The sequence below is a fragment of the Streptomyces purpurascens genome, assembly GCF_045040895.1.
Taxonomy (GTDB): domain Bacteria; phylum Actinomycetota; class Actinomycetes; order Streptomycetales; family Streptomycetaceae; genus Streptomyces; species Streptomyces purpurascens.
In genome coordinates, this window is the sequence record NZ_CP108341.1 from 2253377 (window position 1) to 2270761 (window position 17385).

The 17385-nt window shown below is 70.3% G+C and carries 14 protein-coding genes; 2 read left to right on the forward strand and 12 right to left on the reverse strand.

Annotated elements, in window-relative coordinates:
- Positions 1–48 precede the first annotated feature (48 nt).
- From pgi to uvrC, 12 genes are all read right to left on the reverse strand, one after another.
- Positions 49–1701: a glucose-6-phosphate isomerase gene (gene pgi / locus OHU35_RS10305; RefSeq protein ID WP_189731016.1), complete on the reverse strand. Its 1653-nt coding sequence runs from the start codon at positions 1699–1701 to the stop codon at positions 49–51.
- A 69-nt stretch (positions 1702–1770) separates the two neighbouring features.
- Entirely contained in the window at positions 1771–3039 is a 1269-nt protein-coding gene (locus tag OHU35_RS10310; RefSeq protein WP_189731014.1) for an MFS transporter, read from the reverse strand.
- 134 nt (positions 3040–3173) lie between these two features.
- Positions 3174–3509 (reverse strand): RNA polymerase-binding protein RbpA, encoded by a 336-nt coding sequence (locus OHU35_RS10315; RefSeq protein WP_003976875.1) that lies wholly within the window; start codon positions 3507–3509, stop codon positions 3174–3176.
- A 208-nt stretch (positions 3510–3717) separates the two neighbouring features.
- On the reverse strand, positions 3718–3948 hold the full coding sequence (gene secG, locus OHU35_RS10320; RefSeq protein WP_184596855.1) for a preprotein translocase subunit SecG: 231 nt from the start codon (positions 3946–3948) through the stop codon (positions 3718–3720).
- Between the two features lie 100 nt (positions 3949–4048).
- Entirely contained in the window at positions 4049–4825 is a 777-nt protein-coding gene (gene tpiA / locus OHU35_RS10325) for a triose-phosphate isomerase (RefSeq protein WP_189731012.1), read from the reverse strand.
- A 5-nt stretch (positions 4826–4830) separates the two neighbouring features.
- Positions 4831–6042 carry a phosphoglycerate kinase gene (locus OHU35_RS10330; protein ID WP_189731010.1) on the reverse strand — a complete coding sequence of 404 codons (1212 nt, stop codon included), beginning with the start codon at positions 6040–6042 and terminating at the stop codon, positions 4831–4833.
- Between the two features lie 142 nt (positions 6043–6184).
- Positions 6185–7195, reverse strand: a complete 1011-nt coding sequence (gene gap / locus OHU35_RS10335; RefSeq protein ID WP_189731008.1) for a type I glyceraldehyde-3-phosphate dehydrogenase — start codon at positions 7193–7195, stop codon at positions 6185–6187.
- A 250-nt stretch (positions 7196–7445) separates the two neighbouring features.
- Positions 7446–10400, reverse strand: a complete 2955-nt coding sequence (locus OHU35_RS10340; protein WP_189731006.1) for a M14 family metallopeptidase — start codon at positions 10398–10400, stop codon at positions 7446–7448.
- Positions 10401–10552: 152 nt separating this feature from the next.
- Entirely contained in the window at positions 10553–11542 is a 990-nt protein-coding gene (gene whiA / locus OHU35_RS10345; RefSeq protein ID WP_189731004.1) for a DNA-binding protein WhiA, read from the reverse strand.
- The gene (gene yvcK, locus OHU35_RS10350) at positions 11533–12612 is read right to left on the reverse strand and encodes a uridine diphosphate-N-acetylglucosamine-binding protein YvcK (protein ID WP_189731002.1); all 1080 of its coding nucleotides are present in this window, start codon (positions 12610–12612) and stop codon (positions 11533–11535) included. The genes whiA and yvcK overlap by 10 nt, the downstream gene beginning before the upstream one ends.
- Positions 12609–13568, reverse strand: coding sequence for an RNase adapter RapZ (gene rapZ, locus OHU35_RS10355; RefSeq protein ID WP_189731000.1), 960 nt, complete (start codon positions 13566–13568; stop codon positions 12609–12611). Before rapZ ends, yvcK begins: the two co-directional genes overlap by 4 nt.
- Positions 13565–15664, reverse strand: a complete 2100-nt coding sequence (gene uvrC / locus OHU35_RS10360; protein WP_189730997.1) for an excinuclease ABC subunit UvrC — start codon at positions 15662–15664, stop codon at positions 13565–13567. Before uvrC ends, rapZ begins: the two co-directional genes overlap by 4 nt.
- Positions 15665–15929: 265 nt before the next feature.
- On the opposite strand from uvrC, the gene OHU35_RS10365 reads away from it, so the two are divergent.
- On the forward strand, positions 15930–16082 hold the full coding sequence (locus OHU35_RS10365) for a hypothetical protein (RefSeq protein WP_184597020.1): 153 nt from the start codon (positions 15930–15932) through the stop codon (positions 16080–16082).
- Between the two features lie 247 nt (positions 16083–16329).
- Positions 16330–17277, forward strand: a complete 948-nt coding sequence (locus OHU35_RS10370) for a hypothetical protein (protein ID WP_189730993.1) — start codon at positions 16330–16332, stop codon at positions 17275–17277.
- Positions 17278–17385: the final 108 nt, after the last annotated feature.

Below are 17385 nucleotides of genomic sequence, written 5' to 3' on the forward strand. Positions count from 1 at the left end.
CGGGACGCGGACGGCGTCCCACCGTCCGCGTCCACTGTCCGGAAGCCGTCACCCCCGGCCGCGCAACTCCCGGTAGGCCGCGACCAGCGCCTTCGTGGAGGCGTCCAGGCCCTCGACCTCGGCGCCCTCGGTCAGCGCGGGCTCGACGCGCTTGGCGAGGACCTTGCCCAGCTCCACGCCCCACTGGTCGAAGGAGTCGATGTTCCACACCGCGCCCTGCACGAACACCTTGTGCTCGTAGAGGGCGACGAGCTGGCCGAGGACGGACGGCGTCAGCTCGGGCGCCAGGATCGTGGTCGTCGGGTGGTTGCCCTGGAACGTCTTGTGCGGCACCAGCTCCTCCGGCACCCCCTCGGCCCGCACCTCCTGAGGCGTCTTGCCGAAGGCGAGCGCCTGCGTCTGGGCGAAGAAGTTGGCCATCAGCAGGTCGTGCTGCGCCTTGAGTTCGTCGCTCAGCTCGGCGACCGGCCGTGCGAAGCCGATGAAGTCCGCCGGGATCAGCTTCGTGCCCTGGTGGATGAGCTGGTAGTAGGCGTGCTGCCCGTTGGTGCCCGGTGTGCCCCACACCACCGGCCCGGTCTGCCACTCCACCTCACGCCCGTCCCGGCCCACGTACTTGCCGTTGGACTCCATGTCGAGCTGCTGGAGGTAGGCGGTGAACTTGGACAGGTAGTGGCTGTACGGCAGCACCGCGTGCGACTGGGCGTCGTGGAAGTTGCCGTACCAGATGCCCAGCAGGCCCAGCAGCAGCGGCACATTGGACTCGGCGGGCGCGTTCCGGAAGTGCTCGTCGACGATGCGGAACCCGTCGAGCATCTCCCGGAAGCGGTCCGGGCCGATGGCGATCATCAGGGACAGGCCGATCGCGGAGTCGTACGAGTAGCGGCCGCCGACCCAGTCCCAGAACTCGAACATGTTGGCCGTGTCGATGCCGAACCCGGCGACCTTCTCGGCGTTCGTCGACAGGGCGACGAAGTGCTGGGCGACGGCGGCCTTGTCACCGAGCGCGGCCAGCAGCCAGCTTCGGGCGGACGTGGCGTTGGTGACCGTCTCGATGGTGGTGAAGGTCTTGGAGGCGACGATGAACAGCGTCTCCGCCGGGTCCAGGTCGCGCACGGCCTCGTGCAGGTCGGAGCCGTCCACGTTCGACACGAAGCGGAACGTCATCGAGCGGTCCGTGTAGGCGCGCAGCACCTCGTACGCCATCGCGGGGCCGAGGTCGGAGCCGCCGATGCCGATGTTGACGACGTTGCGGATGCGCTTGCCGGTGTGGCCGGTCCACTCGCCGGAGCGGACACGGTCGGCGAAGCCGGCCATCTTGTCGAGCACGGCGTGCACGCCCGGCACCACGTTCTCGCCGTCGGCCTCGATCACCGCGTCCCGCGGGGCGCGCAGCGCGGTGTGCAGCACGGACCGGTCCTCGGTGGTGTTGATCTTCTCCCCGCGGAACATGGCGTCCCGGAGCCCGAAGACGTCGGTGGCGGCGGCCAGTTCCCGCAGCAGTCGCAGGGTGTCGTCGGTGACGAGGTGCTTGGAGTAGTCGACGTACAGGTCGCCGACCCGGAGGGCGTACGCGGTGCCGCGGCCGGGCTCGGCGGCGAACAGCTCGCGCAGCCGGACCTCGCCCAGCTCCTCGCGGTGCTTGGCCAGTGCCGTCCACTCGGGCGTCTGGTTGAGCCTGGTACGGCCGTCTGCGTTCATCTCGGACTTCAGCCTTCTTTCCTGTCCTGCCTGCGTACCTTGCCCCGCTGCCGGTCCCAACCTAATTGATCAGCGCGTGGCCTCGGTCGTCGTGGCACCGTCGGCCGGTTCAACAACAGATACGTTCGCGTGGAGCGTGGGTATCAGCGCGGTGACGGCCAGGAGGAAGAAGGCGGCGGTGAGCAGGGGCGGGGTGTTCGGGCCCCAGGCGGTGGCGACGGCTCCGCCCAGCAGGGCGCCGAGGGGTACTCCGGCGAAGGCCAGGGTGCGGAAGGCCGAGCTGACCCGGCCCAGGAGTTCAGCGGGGCTGCGCTCCTGCATCAGCGTCGTCGTGTTGACGTTCCACACCATGCCCATGAGCCCGAAGACGGCCAGCACCCCCACCAGCACGGTCAGGCTGCGCACGGTGCCCATGACGACGAGGGCCGCGGTCTGCACCGATCCGGCGAGCAGCACCGACCGCAGCCGGCCGAGCCGCGCCACCAGCCGGCTGTTCACCACTCCCCCGGCCAGGCTGCCCAGAGTGACGGCGGCGCCCGCCGCCGCGTAGCCCGCGGGGCCCGCCTCCAGCCAGTCGGTGACGAGGACGACCAGCAGGGCGAGCAGGGTGCCCATGCCGATGTTGCACAGGGCCGTGGCGGCGCACAGGCTGCGCAGGGCGCGGTCGCGCCACAGGGTGCGCAGCCCCTGCGCGATCTCGCGGCGCAGGGTGCTGCCCGCAGGTCTCGGCTTCCGGTCGGTCCCGTCGGCCGGGAGTGTGGCGATCAGCGCGGCGGCCACCAGGAAGGTCACCGCGTCGGCCGCGAAGGGCACGGCGGCCCCCGCCGCCAGCAGCAGCGGCACGACCGGCCCGCCCAGCAGGCCGCCCGCGACGCGCTGGCCGGTCATCAGCCGGGCGTTGGCGCTGCCGAGCGCGTCCCGGTCGACCAGGGCGGGCAGCAGCGCGGTCGCGGCGTTGTCGAAGAGGGTCTGAAGGGTGGTGAGCGCGACGGCCAGCGCGATGAGCAGGCCGATCGAGGCGTGTCCGAGCGCGACGGCCACGGCGAAGCCGGCGACCAGCAGGCCGCGTAACGCATCCGCCATCCACATGGCGCGCCGCTGGTCCACGCGGTCGGCGACGGCCCCGCCGAGCAGTCCGAAGACGATCCAGGGCAGATAGCCGCAGGCCGTGACGGAGGCGATGAGCAGTGGCTCGTCGGTCAGTGTGACGGCCAGCAGCGGCAGCGCGGCCGTACGCAGCGCGTCACCGAAGCTGGACAGCACGGCAGCGCTCCACAGCCGTCCGAAACCCCCGCTCCACGCGGGCGCGCGCACGCTCCCCACCCCGACCGTCGCCACTGTTCCCCCTCACGGTTCGCCCGATGCACAAACCGTAGAGGGCACCACTGACAATCGGTCCGCGAGCGGACCGCGGCGGGGCTCGGAAACCAGCTCCGGCCGGGCACCTGCTGGTGCCCGGCCGGTCTCGACTTCTAGATCTCGCCCCGCAGTTTGGCGAGCGCCTCGGCGAGGATCGCCTCGCCGTCCGCGTCGCTGCGCCGCTCCCGTACATACGCCAGGTGCGTCTTGTAGGGCTCGGTGCGCGGCGGGTCCGGCGGGTTGTCCCGGTCCTGGCCGGCCGGGAATCCGCAGCGGGGACAGTCCCAGGTTTCGGGCACCTGCGCGTCGCTGGCGAAGCTCGGCTGGGTCTCGTGTCCGTTGGAGCACCAGAAGGAGATGCGCAGCCGCGGCGCGGACTCGCCGCGCTCGGCCTCGCCCATCGGCCCCGCCCCGACCCGGCTTCCCCGGATCGCGTTGCCACTTGCCACGGTCGTAACTCCCTGCGTGATGGTGCCGCGAAGCGAGTCGGCGTTCCGCTTCGCCGCGAGCGCCTCAGTCTACGTAAGGCCCAACGCGCGTCCAGTGATTGGAGTTACAACCCTCACACGAAGACGCAAGCCCCATGATAGGCCGCGCTCAGCTGCGCGTACCGAACATGGGGCCTTGCGAACGAGTTCCGTGCGGCTTGCTCCTCGGTCAGTTGTTCACCTTCATCAGGATGCCGAGTACGACAATGCACGCGAACCAGCCCAGACCGACCACAACGGTGATCCGGTCGAGGTTGCGCTCGGCGACCGAGGAGCCGCCGACGGAGGACTGCATGCCGCCACCGAACATGTCGGAGAGGCCGCCGCCCTTCCCCTTGTGCATCAGCACCAGCAGCATCAGCAGCAGGCTGAAGACGATCAGGGCGATCGAGAACCCCATAACCACGGCTGGACCAACTTCCTCGGATTCTGACGGACGACGCGGGGCCCAGCACATGCTGGACCCCGCAAGGGTACGACGTTACGCCGCTACCGCATACTCACTGGTCGCGGAAGCGCACGATCTTGACGAACTCGTCGGCGTCCAGCGAGGCGCCGCCGACCAGGGCACCGTCGATGTCGGCCTGGGCCATGATCTCGGCGACGTTGCCCGCCTTGACCGAGCCGCCGTACTGGATGCGGACCTTGTCGGCCAGGTCCTGCGAGTACAGCTCGGCGATCTTGCCGCGGATCGCCGAGCAGACCTCCTGGGCGTCCCCGGCTCCGCAGACCTTGCCGGTGCCGATGGCCCAGACGGGCTCGTAGGCGATCACGATGGTCTCGGCCTGCTCGGCGGGGAGGTCCTTCAGACCGCCCTCGACCTGGGCGAGGGTGTGGGAGACGTGGTTGCCCGCCTCGCGGATCTCCAGCTCCTCGCCGACGCACAGGATGGGCGTCAGGCCGTGCTTGTAGGCGGCCTTGACCTTGGCGTTCACCAGCTCGTCGGTCTCGGCGTGGTACTGGCGCCGCTCGCTGTGGCCGATCGCGACGTACGAGCACTTCAGCTTGGCCAGCATCGGGCCGGAGATCTCGCCGGTGAAGGCACCGCCGTCGTGCGCCGAGATGTCCTGGGCACCGTACTTGATCTTGAGCTTGTCGCCGTCGACCAGGGTCTGCACGGAGCGCAGGTCGGTGAAGGGCGGCAGGACGGCGACCTCGACGGCCTCGTAGTCCTTGTCGGCCAGGGCGAAGGCGAGCTTCTGGACGTGGGCGATGGCCTCGAGGTGGTTGAGGTTCATCTTCCAGTTGCCCGCCATCAGCGGCGTGCGCGCGGTCATGTGGGTCAGTCCTCCAGTGCGGCGAGGCCGGGGAGCGTCTTGCCCTCGAGGTATTCAAGGGAGGCGCCGCCACCGGTCGAGATGTGGCCGAATGCCGTCTCGTCGAAGCCCAGGGTGCGCACGGCGGCGGCGGAGTCGCCACCGCCGACCACGGTGAAGCCCTTGGATTCGACGAGTGCCTGGGCGACCGCCTTGGTGCCCTCGGCGTAGTCGGGGTGCTCGAAGACGCCCATGGGGCCGTTCCAGAAGACGGTGGCGGCGTCGGCGAGCTTGGATGCGTACAGCTTGCAGGTCTCGGGCCCGTTGTCGAGGCCCTGTCGGTCGGCCGGGATGGCGTCCGCGGCGACGGTCGTGGGGTTGGCCGGGGCCTTGGTCTTCAGGTCCGGGAACTCGGTCGCGGCGAGGACGTCGACCGGCAGGACCAGCTCGACGCCGGTCTTCTCGGCCCGCTCGATGTACTCCTGGACGGCGGGGACCTGGTCCTCCTGGAGGAGGGACTTGCCGATCTCGTAGCCCTTGGCCTTGAGGAAGGTGTAGGCCATGCCGCCGCCGATGAGGATGCGGTCGGCCTTGCCGAGCAGCTGGTCGATCACGGCGAGCTTGTCGGAGACCTTGGCCCCGCCGAGCGCGACGACATACGGCCGCTCGACCTCGTCGGTGAGCTTCTTGAGGACGCCCACCTCGGTCGCGATGAGGTAGCCGGCGTAGTGCGGCAGCCGGGCCGGGAGGTCGTACACGGAGGCGTGCTTGCGGTGTACGGCTCCGAAGCCGTCGCCGACGTAGACGTCGGCGAGGGCGGCGAGCCGGTCGGCGAAGGCGCCGCGCTCGGCGTCGTCCTTGCTCGTCTCGCCGGCGTTGAAGCGCAGGTTCTCGACGACGGCGACCTGTCCGTCGGTCAGGGCGGCGACGGTGGCCTGGGCGGACTCGCCGACCGTGTCGGTCGCGAAGGCCACGTCGGCGCCGAGGAGTTCACCGAGGCGCGCGGCGGCGGGGGCGAGGGTGAAGGCCGGGTCCGGGGCGCCCTTGGGGCGGCCCAGGTGGGAGGCGACGACCACGCGGGCGCCCGCCTCGGCGAGGGCCTTGACCGTGGGCAGCACGGCGCGGATACGGCCGTCGTCGGTGATCGCCGTGCCGTCCAGCGGCACGTTCAGGTCGGCGCGGACGAAAGCCCGCTTGCCCGCGACCCCTTCGGCGAGGAGTTCGTCGATCGTCTTCATGAGGGGACTCCTGAAAGAGCTCGTGATCGCTCGTAAGCGCTCGTGATCGAACAGCTCTGATCTGTACGTGCGTCAGGGCTCGGACAGCGCGTCCTCGCGCTGCCCGAGCCCTGCTCTCACATGGTCGTGCCTGCTCGATTGATCAGAGCTGGTTGCCGACGAAGACCGTAAGGTCGACGAGGCGGTTGGAGTAGCCCCACTCGTTGTCGTACCAACCGAGGATCTTCACCGAGTTGCCCTCCTGGACCATGGTCAGGGAGGAGTCGAAGGTGCAGGAGGCCGGGTCGCTGACGATGTCCGAGGAGACGATCTGGTCCTCGGTGTAAGCCAGGTAGCCCTTGAGGTCGCCGTCCTCGGACGCCTTCTTGAACGCGGCGTTGACCTCGTCCTTGGTGACCTCGCGCTGGAGCGTCACGACCAGGTCGGTGGCCGAGCCGGTCGGGACCGGGACGCGCATCGCGATGCCGTCGAGCTTGCCCTTGAGCTGCGGCAGGACCAGCGCGGTGGCCTTCGCGGCACCCGTGGTGGTCGGGATGATGTTCTCGGCGGCGGCGCGGGCGCGGCGCAGGTCCGAGTGCGGGAAGTCCAGGATGCGCTGGTCGTTGGTGTACGCGTGGACCGTCGTCATCAGGCCCTTGACGATGCCGAAGTTCTCGTCGAGGACCTTGGCCATCGGCGCCACACAGTTGGTGGTGCAGGACGCGTTGGAGATGACGTGGTGGTTCGCCGGGTCGTACTTGTCCTGGTTGACACCCATCACGATGGTGATGTCCTCCTCCTTGGCCGGAGCCGAGATGAGGACCTTCTTGGCGCCGCCGGCGAGGTGCTTGGCGGCATCGGCCTTCTTCGTGAAGATGCCGGTGGACTCGATGACGATGTCGACGCCCAGCTCGCCCCACGGGATGTCGGCGGGGTTGCGCTCGGAGAGCACCTTGATGGTGTGGTCGTCGACCGTGATCGTGTCTGCGGTGTGCGACACCTCGGCCTTGAGGCGGCCCAGGATGGTGTCGTACTTGAGCAGATGAGCGGTGGTCGCGGTGTCACCCAGGTCGTTGACAGCCACGATCTCGATGTCCGCACCCTGCTCCAGCAGCGCGCGGAAGTAGTTGCGGCCGATGCGGCCGAAGCCGTTGATGCCTACGCGGATCGTCACGAACCGATCTCCTCGTTGGTACGCCGGCCATGAAGAGCCGGCGAGCTCTGTTTGGGATGTCCCCGACCGCCTACGACCCTACCTCCCTGAGCCCCAGGTGGTGACATCCAGATGCCCCATACACGGCAGGGCGGTCCGTACCCGCCAGTAGGGGTACGGACCGCCCACCGCTGAGAGCAAGATCACTCGATTTCGCTACACCGGGCCCATCCCTGTTGACCAGGGACGTCACCCTTTCAGGGAAGGGATGTCACCCGTCCAGGGATGCGAGTGCCTTCCTCATCAGTGCCGTCCGGTCGGCCGCCGCGGCGACGTGTTCCAGGCCGAAGCCCAGCAGCACCGTGTCGTCCGTGGTGACCGCGCCGAATGTCTGGAACAGCGCCCCGGTGCGCGTCCAGTCCTTGAGGACGGCCGGGCTGCCCGCGGGCGGGCCGGCCGTCTTCCAGGCGCCGAGGGAGGTCTCGAAGCCCTCGGTCTCCTTCGCCGTGCCGCCGACGACGAGCGAGGCGTCGTCGGCGAGGACGCCGCGCCCGCCGGTGCCCGGGTCGGTGACGGAGCTGATCGACACCTCGACCGTCTTGCCGGCATAGGCGCTCAGGTCGAAGTTCACCTGCTGCCAGCCGCTGGAGGCGCCGGTGAGGCTGTGCCACTGGCCGGTGCTGCCGGCGGCGGTGCAGCCGTTGTCCGTCAGGGTGAGGTACCGCTTCAGCCACGGGTGCTCATTGACGTAGAAGCCGGCCGCGCACTCCTCCGGCACAGTGGCCTTGGTGGCGCCGCCCGCCTCGGGCAGGGTCGTCCAGTCGTCGGTGCCGGTGGTGTGAGCCTCCAGCAGGACGTGGTCGTAGCCGGGCTCGGTGTCCCACAGCAACTGGGTGCGCAGCGTGGGCTTGTCGGCCGCCGTGGTGCCGGTGAGGTCCACGGTGCGGGTGAGGCGCTTGTAGCCGTCGTTGGTGTGGACGGCCGCCGCCATGGAGGAGCCGGCGTACGGGCCGTACGGGTTCACCGTGCCGGCGAACCGTCCCGCGCCCTCGCTCGCGAACTGCGGGTACGTGTCGGCGGGCAGTTCGCCGGAGGTCACCGCGTAGGTGCCCGCCTTGTCCAGCGGGTTGCCGGGGGCGCCGACGAGCGTGGCCGTTGAGCTGCCGAGCCTGCCGGAGCCGGTGAAGGCGGTGGCCCCGGGGGTCGAGGTACGGCTGTAGGCACCCAGGTAGTACTGGCTGAAGTCGTTCGACAGGGCCCCGCCGCCCAGGTCGACACTGCCGCCGGCCTGCTCTCCCGCCTCGATCAGCCGGCCGCCCTCGTTGAGGAAGGCCCGCAGCTGGAGCTGGGTGGCGACACCCGGGACGCCCGCGCCCGTGTAGTGCACGACGGTGTCGAAGTGACTCAGCACGCCGAGCGCGTCGGGCGCGCCCTGCTTGGCGACGTCCCAGACGACCGCCTTGCGGCCGTTGGCCCTGAGCGCGTCGACGTAACTCTGCGCCTGCGTGGCGGTGGCGCCTTCCTCGGCGACCACGAGGGTGTTCGCCCTGGGCAGCTCGGCCACGGTGTAGGTGAAGCGCTTGCTGGAGACCGGCTTTCCGTTCTTCGTCTCCCCGGTGAACCACACCTCGACCTTGTCGCCCGGGTCGCCGTCCTTGACCTTCGCCCGGTACTCGTCGAAGTAGAGGTTGTCCTCACCGCCGTACGTCTCGCCGCCCTTCCACGGCTTCAGCGCCATGTCCTCGGTGCGGCCGCCGTTGACGCGGTACCTGAGCTCCTTGTCGCGCACGGACTTGCGTGCGACGACGGAGATCTCCTGGTCGGCGCCGCGCGAGTACGACGTGGAGAAGGCGGCCGGGGTGAAGTCGGCGGCGCTCATGCCGACCGAGGAGGACGGCCGGTCGGGGTGGGAGGCCGACTCGGCGACGGAGAGCGCGAACGGGACGTTCTTCGCGAACTCCTGCTGGATCAGCTTCTCGTCGTCCGGGAAGGTGAAGACCGACCGGCAGTCGGACGCCTTCCACTCGTCGTTCGGGTCGATGTTCGAGGCGGTCGCGCAGGTCGACATCTCGGGAGTGAACATCGCCAGGCCGTTGACGTTCGAGGCGTGGCCGTCGGCCTCGCCGTTCGTCGTGTACAGCTCGGAGGAGACCTGCGGGTGGTAGCCGGGAACCGCCGGGTTCTCGGGCGTGCCGGCGAGCGCCTCGTACAGGACGTCGTCCGGGGTCGGGGTGGCCACCTGCCAGCCGACTCCGTAGAGGATGAGTTCGGCGGCGGAGTGGTAGTTGATGCCGTACGTGAAGCCGATCCGCTTCTGGAAGGCGTCCAGGGCCTTGGTCTCCGGCTCGGAGCCCGGGCCCGCGCCGCGGTAGGTCTCGCTGGTGGGGTTGGGGGACGAGCCCTCGTCGTCGTAGCCCCACTTGTAGGTGAAGTTGCGGTTGAGGTCGACGCCGTCGCCGGTGCCGATGATGCCGTCGCCGTTGACGTCCCGCAGGTTCTTGCGCCACATGCGGTTGCCGTCGCTCTTGAAGGTGTGGTCGTAGCCGTCGGGGTTGGCCGACAGGAGGAACCACAGCTCGGTGGAGTCGACGATCTTCTTGACGCGCTTGTCCGTCTTGTACTTGTCCAGGTAGTGGTGCATCAGGCGCCGGGTCATCTCCGGCGTGATCCACTCGCGCGCGTGCTGGTTGGACATGTAGAGGACGGAGGGCTTGGAGCCGTCCTTCGTCTTCTTCGCGTTCTTGGTGAGCTTCAGGGCGAGGATGTCCTGGCCACCCACCGTCTTGCCGATGGAGACGACCTTGGTGAGGCCGGGGTGCTGCTGCGCGGCCCGGAGGATCTCCTCCTTCAGGCCACCCCCTCCGCTGTACGGGCGGAACACGCCCTCGGCGGCGTTCTTGACGCGCTTCTCGGCACCTGCGGAGACTTTGTGCTCGGCGAGGCCGACGCCCTGCTTCCGAAGCTTCTTCGCCTGCTGGTCGGTGAGATAGACCTCGACGGTGCCCGTGCCCTTCTCGGGCACCTGCTCGCCGAGTTCGTGGCCGTCCTGGCCGGCCGCGAGCAGCAGGGGTACCTGCTTCTGGGTGACCTCGGCCCGGAAGACCTTGACTTCGTCCGAGTCGGACGGGGCTGAACTTCCCGGTTGTGCCTGGGCGATGGGTGCGATGCTCGCTCCGCCGATCAGGAGCGCGCCGACAGCGAGGATCGATCTCGCTCTACGTCTCATGAACCCCCCTTGCGTGGGTTCGCCACAGCAGCGAACAGATGCCAGGCTCATGACAGTCCATGATCGAGTCAAGAGTGCCTGAACGACACGCAAAAGCCGGTGCCGACCACCCAAGTGGGCGTCGGGCACCGGCTGATTGACGGCCTGTGAGGTCAGCCGACGAGGTTGTCGGCGAGTTCGTCGGCGAGGTTGGACTCCGTGCCCGGAATGCCGAGGTCGGAGGCGCGCTTGTCGGCCATGGCCAGCAGGCGTCGGATCCGGCCGGCGACGGCGTCCTTGGTCAGCGGCGGGTCCGCGAGCGCGCCCAGCTCCTCCAGGGAGGCCTGCTTGTGCTCCATGCGCAGCCGGCCGGCGGCGGCGAGGTGCTCGGGGACGTCGTCCGCGAGGATCTCCAGAGCGCGCTGCACGCGGGCACCGGCGGCGACGGCCGCGCGGGCCGAGCGACGCAGGTTGGCGTCGTCGAAGTTGGCGAGCCGGTTCGCCGTGGCGCGCACCTCGCGGCGCATCCGGCGCTCCTCCCAGGCCAGCACCGACTCATGGGCACCGAGCCGGGTCAGCAGGGCACCGATGGCGTCACCGTCACGCACGACGACCCGGTCCACGCCGCGCACCTCACGGGCCTTGGCCCCGATCGACAGGCGGCGGGCGGCGCCGACCAGCGCGAGCGCGGCCTCGGGGCCCGGGCAGGTCACCTCGAGGGAGGAGGAGCGGCCCGGCTCGGTGAGCGAGCCGTGCGCCAGGAACGCGCCACGCCAGGCGGCCTCGGCGTCGCAGGTGGCCCCCGAGACCACCTGCGGGGGCAGGCCGCGGATCGGGCGGCCGCGCCCGTCGACCAGGCCGGTCTGGCGGGCCAGCTGGTCCCCGCCCGCGATGACGCGCACGACGTAGCGGGAGCCGCGGCGCAGTCCGCCGGGTGCCATCACGATCAGTTCGGAGCTGTGGCCGAAGATCTCCAGGATGTCCCGCTTCAGGCGGCGGGCCGCCATCGCCGTGTCCAGCTCCGCCTCGATCACAATCCGACCGCTCACCAGGTGGAGGCCGCCGGCGAACCGCAGCATGGCGGAGACCTCCGCCTTTCTGCAGCAGGTCCGGGTGACGGGGAGCCGGGAGATCTCGTCCTTCACCGCTGCCGTCATCGCCATGGGCCGATCCTTCCATGCATCCGAAAAATACGGTCGTACGCGGCGGCCAACAGCTCCGGGTCGTGCCTCGGGGTCCCGTCGGGCCTGGCCACCGGCGCCAGCTCGACCGCGGCCCCGAAGCGCTTGGCGGCGTCGGTCAGGGAGTCACGGTCGGGCACGGCGGCCTCGTCGGCCAGCACCACGTCCAGGGCGAGTTTAGGGGCGTGTCGTCCCAAAACCTCCAAATGACGCTGCGGGGAGAAGCCCTCGGTTTCTCCGGGCTGCGGGGCGAGGTTCAGGGAGAGTACCCGGCGTGCCTTGGTCTGCGTGAGCGCGTCCAGCAGCTCGGGCACGAGCAGGTGCGGGATGACCGAGGAGAACCAGGAGCCGGGACCGAGCACCACCCAGTCCGCGTCCAGGACGGCCTCGACCGCCTCGGGCACGGCGGGCGGGTCGTGCGGCACGACGTGCACGGACTGCACCTCGCCCGGGGTGAGGGCGACGGTGGCCTGGCCGCGGACCGTGTCGACCTCCTCCGGGCGCTCCGGGTCGTGGCCCTTGACCAGGGCCTGGAGCTCCAGCGGGACGGCGGACATGGGCAGCACACGCCCCTGGGCGCCCAGCAGCCGTCCGACCAGGTCGAGGGCCTGCACGTGGTCGCCGAGCTGCTCCCAGAGGGCGACGATCAGCAGGTTGCCGACCGCGTGCTCGTGCAGGTCGCCCTGGGACTGGAAGCGGTGCTGGATGACCCGGGCCCAGGTCTGGCCCCAGTCGTCGTCACCGCACAGCGCGGCCAGCGCCTTGCGCAGGTCGCCGGGCGGCAGCACGCCCAGCTCGTCGCGGAGCCGGCCGCTGGAGCCGCCGTCGTCGGCCACGGTGACGACGGCGGTGAGGTCGCCGGTGATCCGGCGCAGTGCGGCCAGCGAGGCGGACAGCCCCATGCCGCCGCCGAGGGCGACGACCTTGGGCTGGGTGCCCCGGCGGCGCGGTCTGCCGCCCCGGGCCTCGGCGGGCCGGCCGGCCCGTGCGTCGGTGCTGCCGTCGGGCACCACCCGGCGCAGCCGGCTCAGCCGCGGAGTACGTCGTGTCATTCGCGTCCCATGTCCCGGTGTACGACCACTGTCTCCACGCCTTCGGACGCGAGCCGGGCGGCGAGCTTCTCCGACATGGCGACCGAGCGGTGCTTGCCGCCCGTGCAGCCCACGGCGATGGTCACGTAGCGCTTGCCCTCACGGCGGTAGCCGGTGGCGACGAGCTGGAGGAGCTCCGTGTACCGGTCGAGGAACTCCTTGGCGCCGGGCTGGTTGAAGACGTACCCGGAGACCTCGTCGTTGAGGCCGGTGTACGGGCGCAGCTCCGGGACCCAGTGCGGGTTCGGCAGGAAGCGGCAGTCGACGACGAGGTCGGCGTCGACCGGCAGGCCGTACTTGTAGCCGAAGGACATCACCGTGGCCCGCAGCTCCGGCTCCTCCTCGCCGGCGAACTGGGCGTCCATCTTGGCGCGCAGCTCGTGCACGTTCAGGCTGGAGGTGTCGATCACCAGGTCGGCGTCGCCGCGCAGCTCGCGCAGCAGTTCGCGCTCGGCGTCGATGCCGTCGACGATCCGGCCGTCGCCCTGGAGGGGGTGCGGGCGGCGGACCGACTCGAAGCGGCGCACCAGGGCCTCGTCGGAGGACTCCAGGAAGACGATCCTCCGGGTGACGTTCTTCGCCTCCAGGTCGGCGAGGGAGTCGCGGAGGTTGTCGAAGAAGCGGCGGCCGCGGACGTCGACGACGACGGCGATCCGGGCCACGTTGCCCTGGGAGCGGGCGCCGAGCTCCACCATGGTGGGGATCAGCGCGGGCGGCAGGTTGTCGACGACGAACCAGCCGAGGTCCTCCAGGCACTTCGCGGCCGTCGAGCGGCCGGCCCCGGACATGCCGGAGATGATCACCAGCTCGGGGATGGCCGCGTCCGGGACCGGGGCCTTGTCGTTGGGCGTGCCCGTACTCACCTGTGCTCCGTCTCCGGCTTGCTGTTCTTGCCCGTCGTGCTCGTTCACATTCATGTCTCCTGCCCCCGTCGTTCGTCCGGGGCGCCCATCGTCACGGGCTCCCCACTGGAACCCATGGTGCCGCGTTCCGTGCCAGGTTCCGTGCCGGGCTCCTCTTCCATGATCTCTCCGGTCGCCGTGTTGACGGCGGGTGCGGCCGGGGCCGCCTGGGCGAGGGCCGCCGCGATGGTCTCCGCGGTCTTGCGGCCTATGCCGGGAACCTCGCAGATCTGGTCGATGGTGGCAGATCGCAATTTCTTCAACGAACCGAAGTGTTTCAGGAGTGCCTGCTTCCGCGTGTCCCCGAGTCCCGGCACGTCGTCCAGGGGGCTGGAGCGGAAGCGCTTGGCCCGCTTCGAGCGCTGGTAGGTGATCGCGAACCGGTGGGCCTCGTCACGGACCCGCTGGAGCAGGTACAGGCCCTCGCTGGTGCGGGGCAGGACCACCGGGTCGTCGTCGCCGGGCACCCAGACCTCCTCCAGGCGCTTGGCGAGGCCGCACACGGCGATGTCGTCGATGCCGAGCTCGTCCAGGGCCCGCCGGGCGGCCGCGACCTGGGGGGCGCCGCCGTCGACGACCACGAGCTGGGGCGGGTAGGCGAACTTCCTGGGGCGGCCGTCGTCCTCGGCGAGGCCGGGTCCGACGATCGCGCCGGTGCCGTCCATCTCAGGAGTCTCGGCGTTCTCGCCGTCGGTCCACTCCCCCGTCTTCTCCTTCTCGGCGAGGTAGCGCCGGAAGCGGCGCGTGATCACCTCGTGCATGGAGCGGACGTCGTCCTGCCCGGCGAAGCCCTTGATCTGGAAGCGGCGGTACTCGCTCTTGCGGGCGAGCCCGTCCTCGAAGACGACCATGGACGCCACGACGTCGTCACCCTGGAGGTGGGAGATGTCGTAGCACTCGATCCTGAGCGGGGCGCTGTCCAGGTCGAGGGCGTCGGCGATCTCCTCCAGGGCACGCGAGCGCGTGGTCAGGTCGGAGGCGCGCTTGGTCTTGTGCAGGACGAGCGCCTGCTGCGCGTTGCGCTGCACCGTCTCCATGAGGGCCTTCTTGTCGCCGCGCTGCGGGACACGCAGGGAGACGATCGAGCCGCGCCGCCCGGTCAGCCACTCCTGGACGGGCTCCACCGGGTCGGGCAGGGCCGGGACCAGGACCTCCTTGGGGACGGCGTCGCCGGTCTCCTCGCCGTAGAGCTGCTGCAGGGCGTGCTCCACGAGGGCGCCGGTGGTGATCTCCTCCACCTTGTCGGTGACCCAGCCGCGCTGACCGCGCACGCGTCCGCCGCGCACATGGAAGATCTGGACGGCCGCCTCCAGCTCGTCCTCGGCGACCGCGATCAGGTCGGCGTCGGTCGCGTCGGCGAGCACGACCGCGTTCTTCTCCATGGCCTTCTTCAGGGCCTCGATGTCGTCGCGCAGCCGGGCCGCCCGCTCGTATTCCATCTCCTCGGCCGCTTCCGCCATGCGCTTCTCCAGCCGGCGGATGTACGTGTTCGTCCGGCCGGCCATGAAGTCGCAGAACTCGTCGGCCAGTTCGCGGTGCTCCTCGGCGGAGACCCGGTCCACGCAGGGGGCCGAGCACTTGCCGATGTAGCCCAGGAGGCAGGGGCGGCCGGTGCGGGCGGCGTTCTTGAAGACACCGGCGGAGCAGGTGCGCACGGGGAAGACGCGCAGCAGCAGGTCGACCGTGTCGCGGATGGCCCACGCGTGCCCGTACGGCCCGAAGTAGCGGACGCCCTTCTTCTTGTGACCGCGCATCACCTGCACGCGCGGGTACTCCTCGTTCATCGTCACCGCGAGGTACGGGTAGCTCTTGTCGTCGCGGTACTTGACGTTGAACCGGGGGTCGTACTCCTTGATCCAGGAGTACTCCAGCTGGAGCGCCTCGACCTCCGTGGACACCACCGTCCACTCCACGGACGCGGCCGTGGTGACCATGGTCCGGGTACGCGGGTGCATTCCCGCCACGTCCTGGAAGTAGTTCGCCAGGCGCTGGCGCAGGCTCTTCGCCTTTCCGACGTAGATCACCCGGCGGTGCTCGTCACGGAACCTGTAGACCCCCGGCGTGTCGGGGATCTCACCCGGTTTGGGGCGGTAGCTGGAGGGGTCGGCCATGTCTCACACCCTACTGGCGAGCACCGACAGTCCGACGGGAGCGCGGGGCACGATCACGGGCTTGGCGGGTGGCAGTTTCCAACGGCATGTCCCGCCGCGGGGATTACGGCAGGCCGGTAGCGGGAATGCAGGCTTCCCACGGGGACACGGCGGCGTCCGGCGGACGAGGGCCGTGTCGGTGCAGGCACAGGTTGTCAGTGCGGACCGGCCGCTTCCCACGCGGAGCGGGCGGGCCACGGGTCGGAGGGCTGCGCAGATGAAGCAGATGCGGATCGAGAAAACCCGGCGGACGGTCCGTGCCCGCCGGTACGCGGACGAGGCGTTCGCGCTGCGCGACGCCCTGGACCCGCGCGACCCCGACATAGTGCGGGCCAAGCGTCTCGCCCTCGAGGAACAGGGCGGAAGCGACCGCTCCTAGATATTCACCGCCTGCCGCGAACGCCCGGGGTGCAGGCCCCGGGCGTTCGCATGTCCGGGCGGGCGTACATCACTGTCCGGCATCAGGTGTTGTCGGGACCAGGTCAACACGCTTCAATGCGGTGGAACTCGGGGCCCTGAACGACGACGTACGGATGTGAAGGCCTGCCGTGCGCCGGCGGGACGGCCCCGGGCGGCCCGTGCGAACGGTCTGACCAGCCGTTGCCGACTCACAGAGAGGCCCCTGCATGCCGCACGCCACACAGCACGCGGACGTCGCCACCGCGGACCTGGACTCGGCCCTGCGAGGCGGCCCCTTCCACGTCGCCCTGCGTGCGGCGATCGCAGCCCGTGGGCTGCCGCTGCAACGCGTGCAGCACCATCTGTCCCGCCACGGCGTGAAGGTCGGTGTCACGAGCCTGAGTTACTGGCAGCAGGGGGCCAGGCGTCCGCAGCGCCCCGAGTCGCTGCGCGCCGTCCGCGCGCTGGAAGAGATCCTGGAGCTTCCCGAGGAGTCGCTGATCCGGCTGCTCGCCGAGTCCGACGCCGGCCCGTCCGGGCAGCGGTCAGCGGCCCGGTCCTATCGCTCCCTCGTCGAGGCCTCCGGGGTCCTGGACCAGTTGCTGGCCGAGCTGGACTGCCCGCCGGACGGGGGCCTGCACACCCTCGGGCACCACGAGCGGCTGCGGATCGGGGCGCGGCGCGAGCTGGCCGAGCGCGAGTCGCACCACATCGTGCGCGCCCACCGGGACGGCATCGACCGCTTCGTCGCCGTCCACCACGGCGACCGGGGAGCCGTGCCCGAGCGCATGAGGGTGCATGCCCTGGAGAACTGCCGTACGGGCCGCGTCCGTTGGCACCACGACACCGGTGTGCTCGCCGCCGAGCTGCTCTTCGACACCCGGCTGCGGGCCGGGGACACCTTCCTGTTCCGCTACGGCGTCGAGGACGGGACGGCGGACGAGTCGCGCGAGTACGTCCGCGGCTTCGACGCCCCGGGCGGCCAGTACGCGCTCCAGGTGCGCTTCGACGCGGCCGCCCTCCCGGTCAGCTGCCACCGGTTCGCTCAGCCCTCGGCGGCGGCGCCGCGCAGCGGCTGCCAGGAGCTGGCGCTGAGCGGCCGGCACCGGTCGGTGCACGTGGTCGAGCCGCGGGTGCGGGCCGGGTTTCTGGGGATCGGCTGGGACTGGGAGTAGGCGTCACGACGGCGGGGCCGCGGTCGGTCTGCGGTCGCGGTGACGGTCCCGCACGGACGTAAACGTTTGCGCAAGCGTTTACGTCCGGCGTCGGATGCGATACGTTCC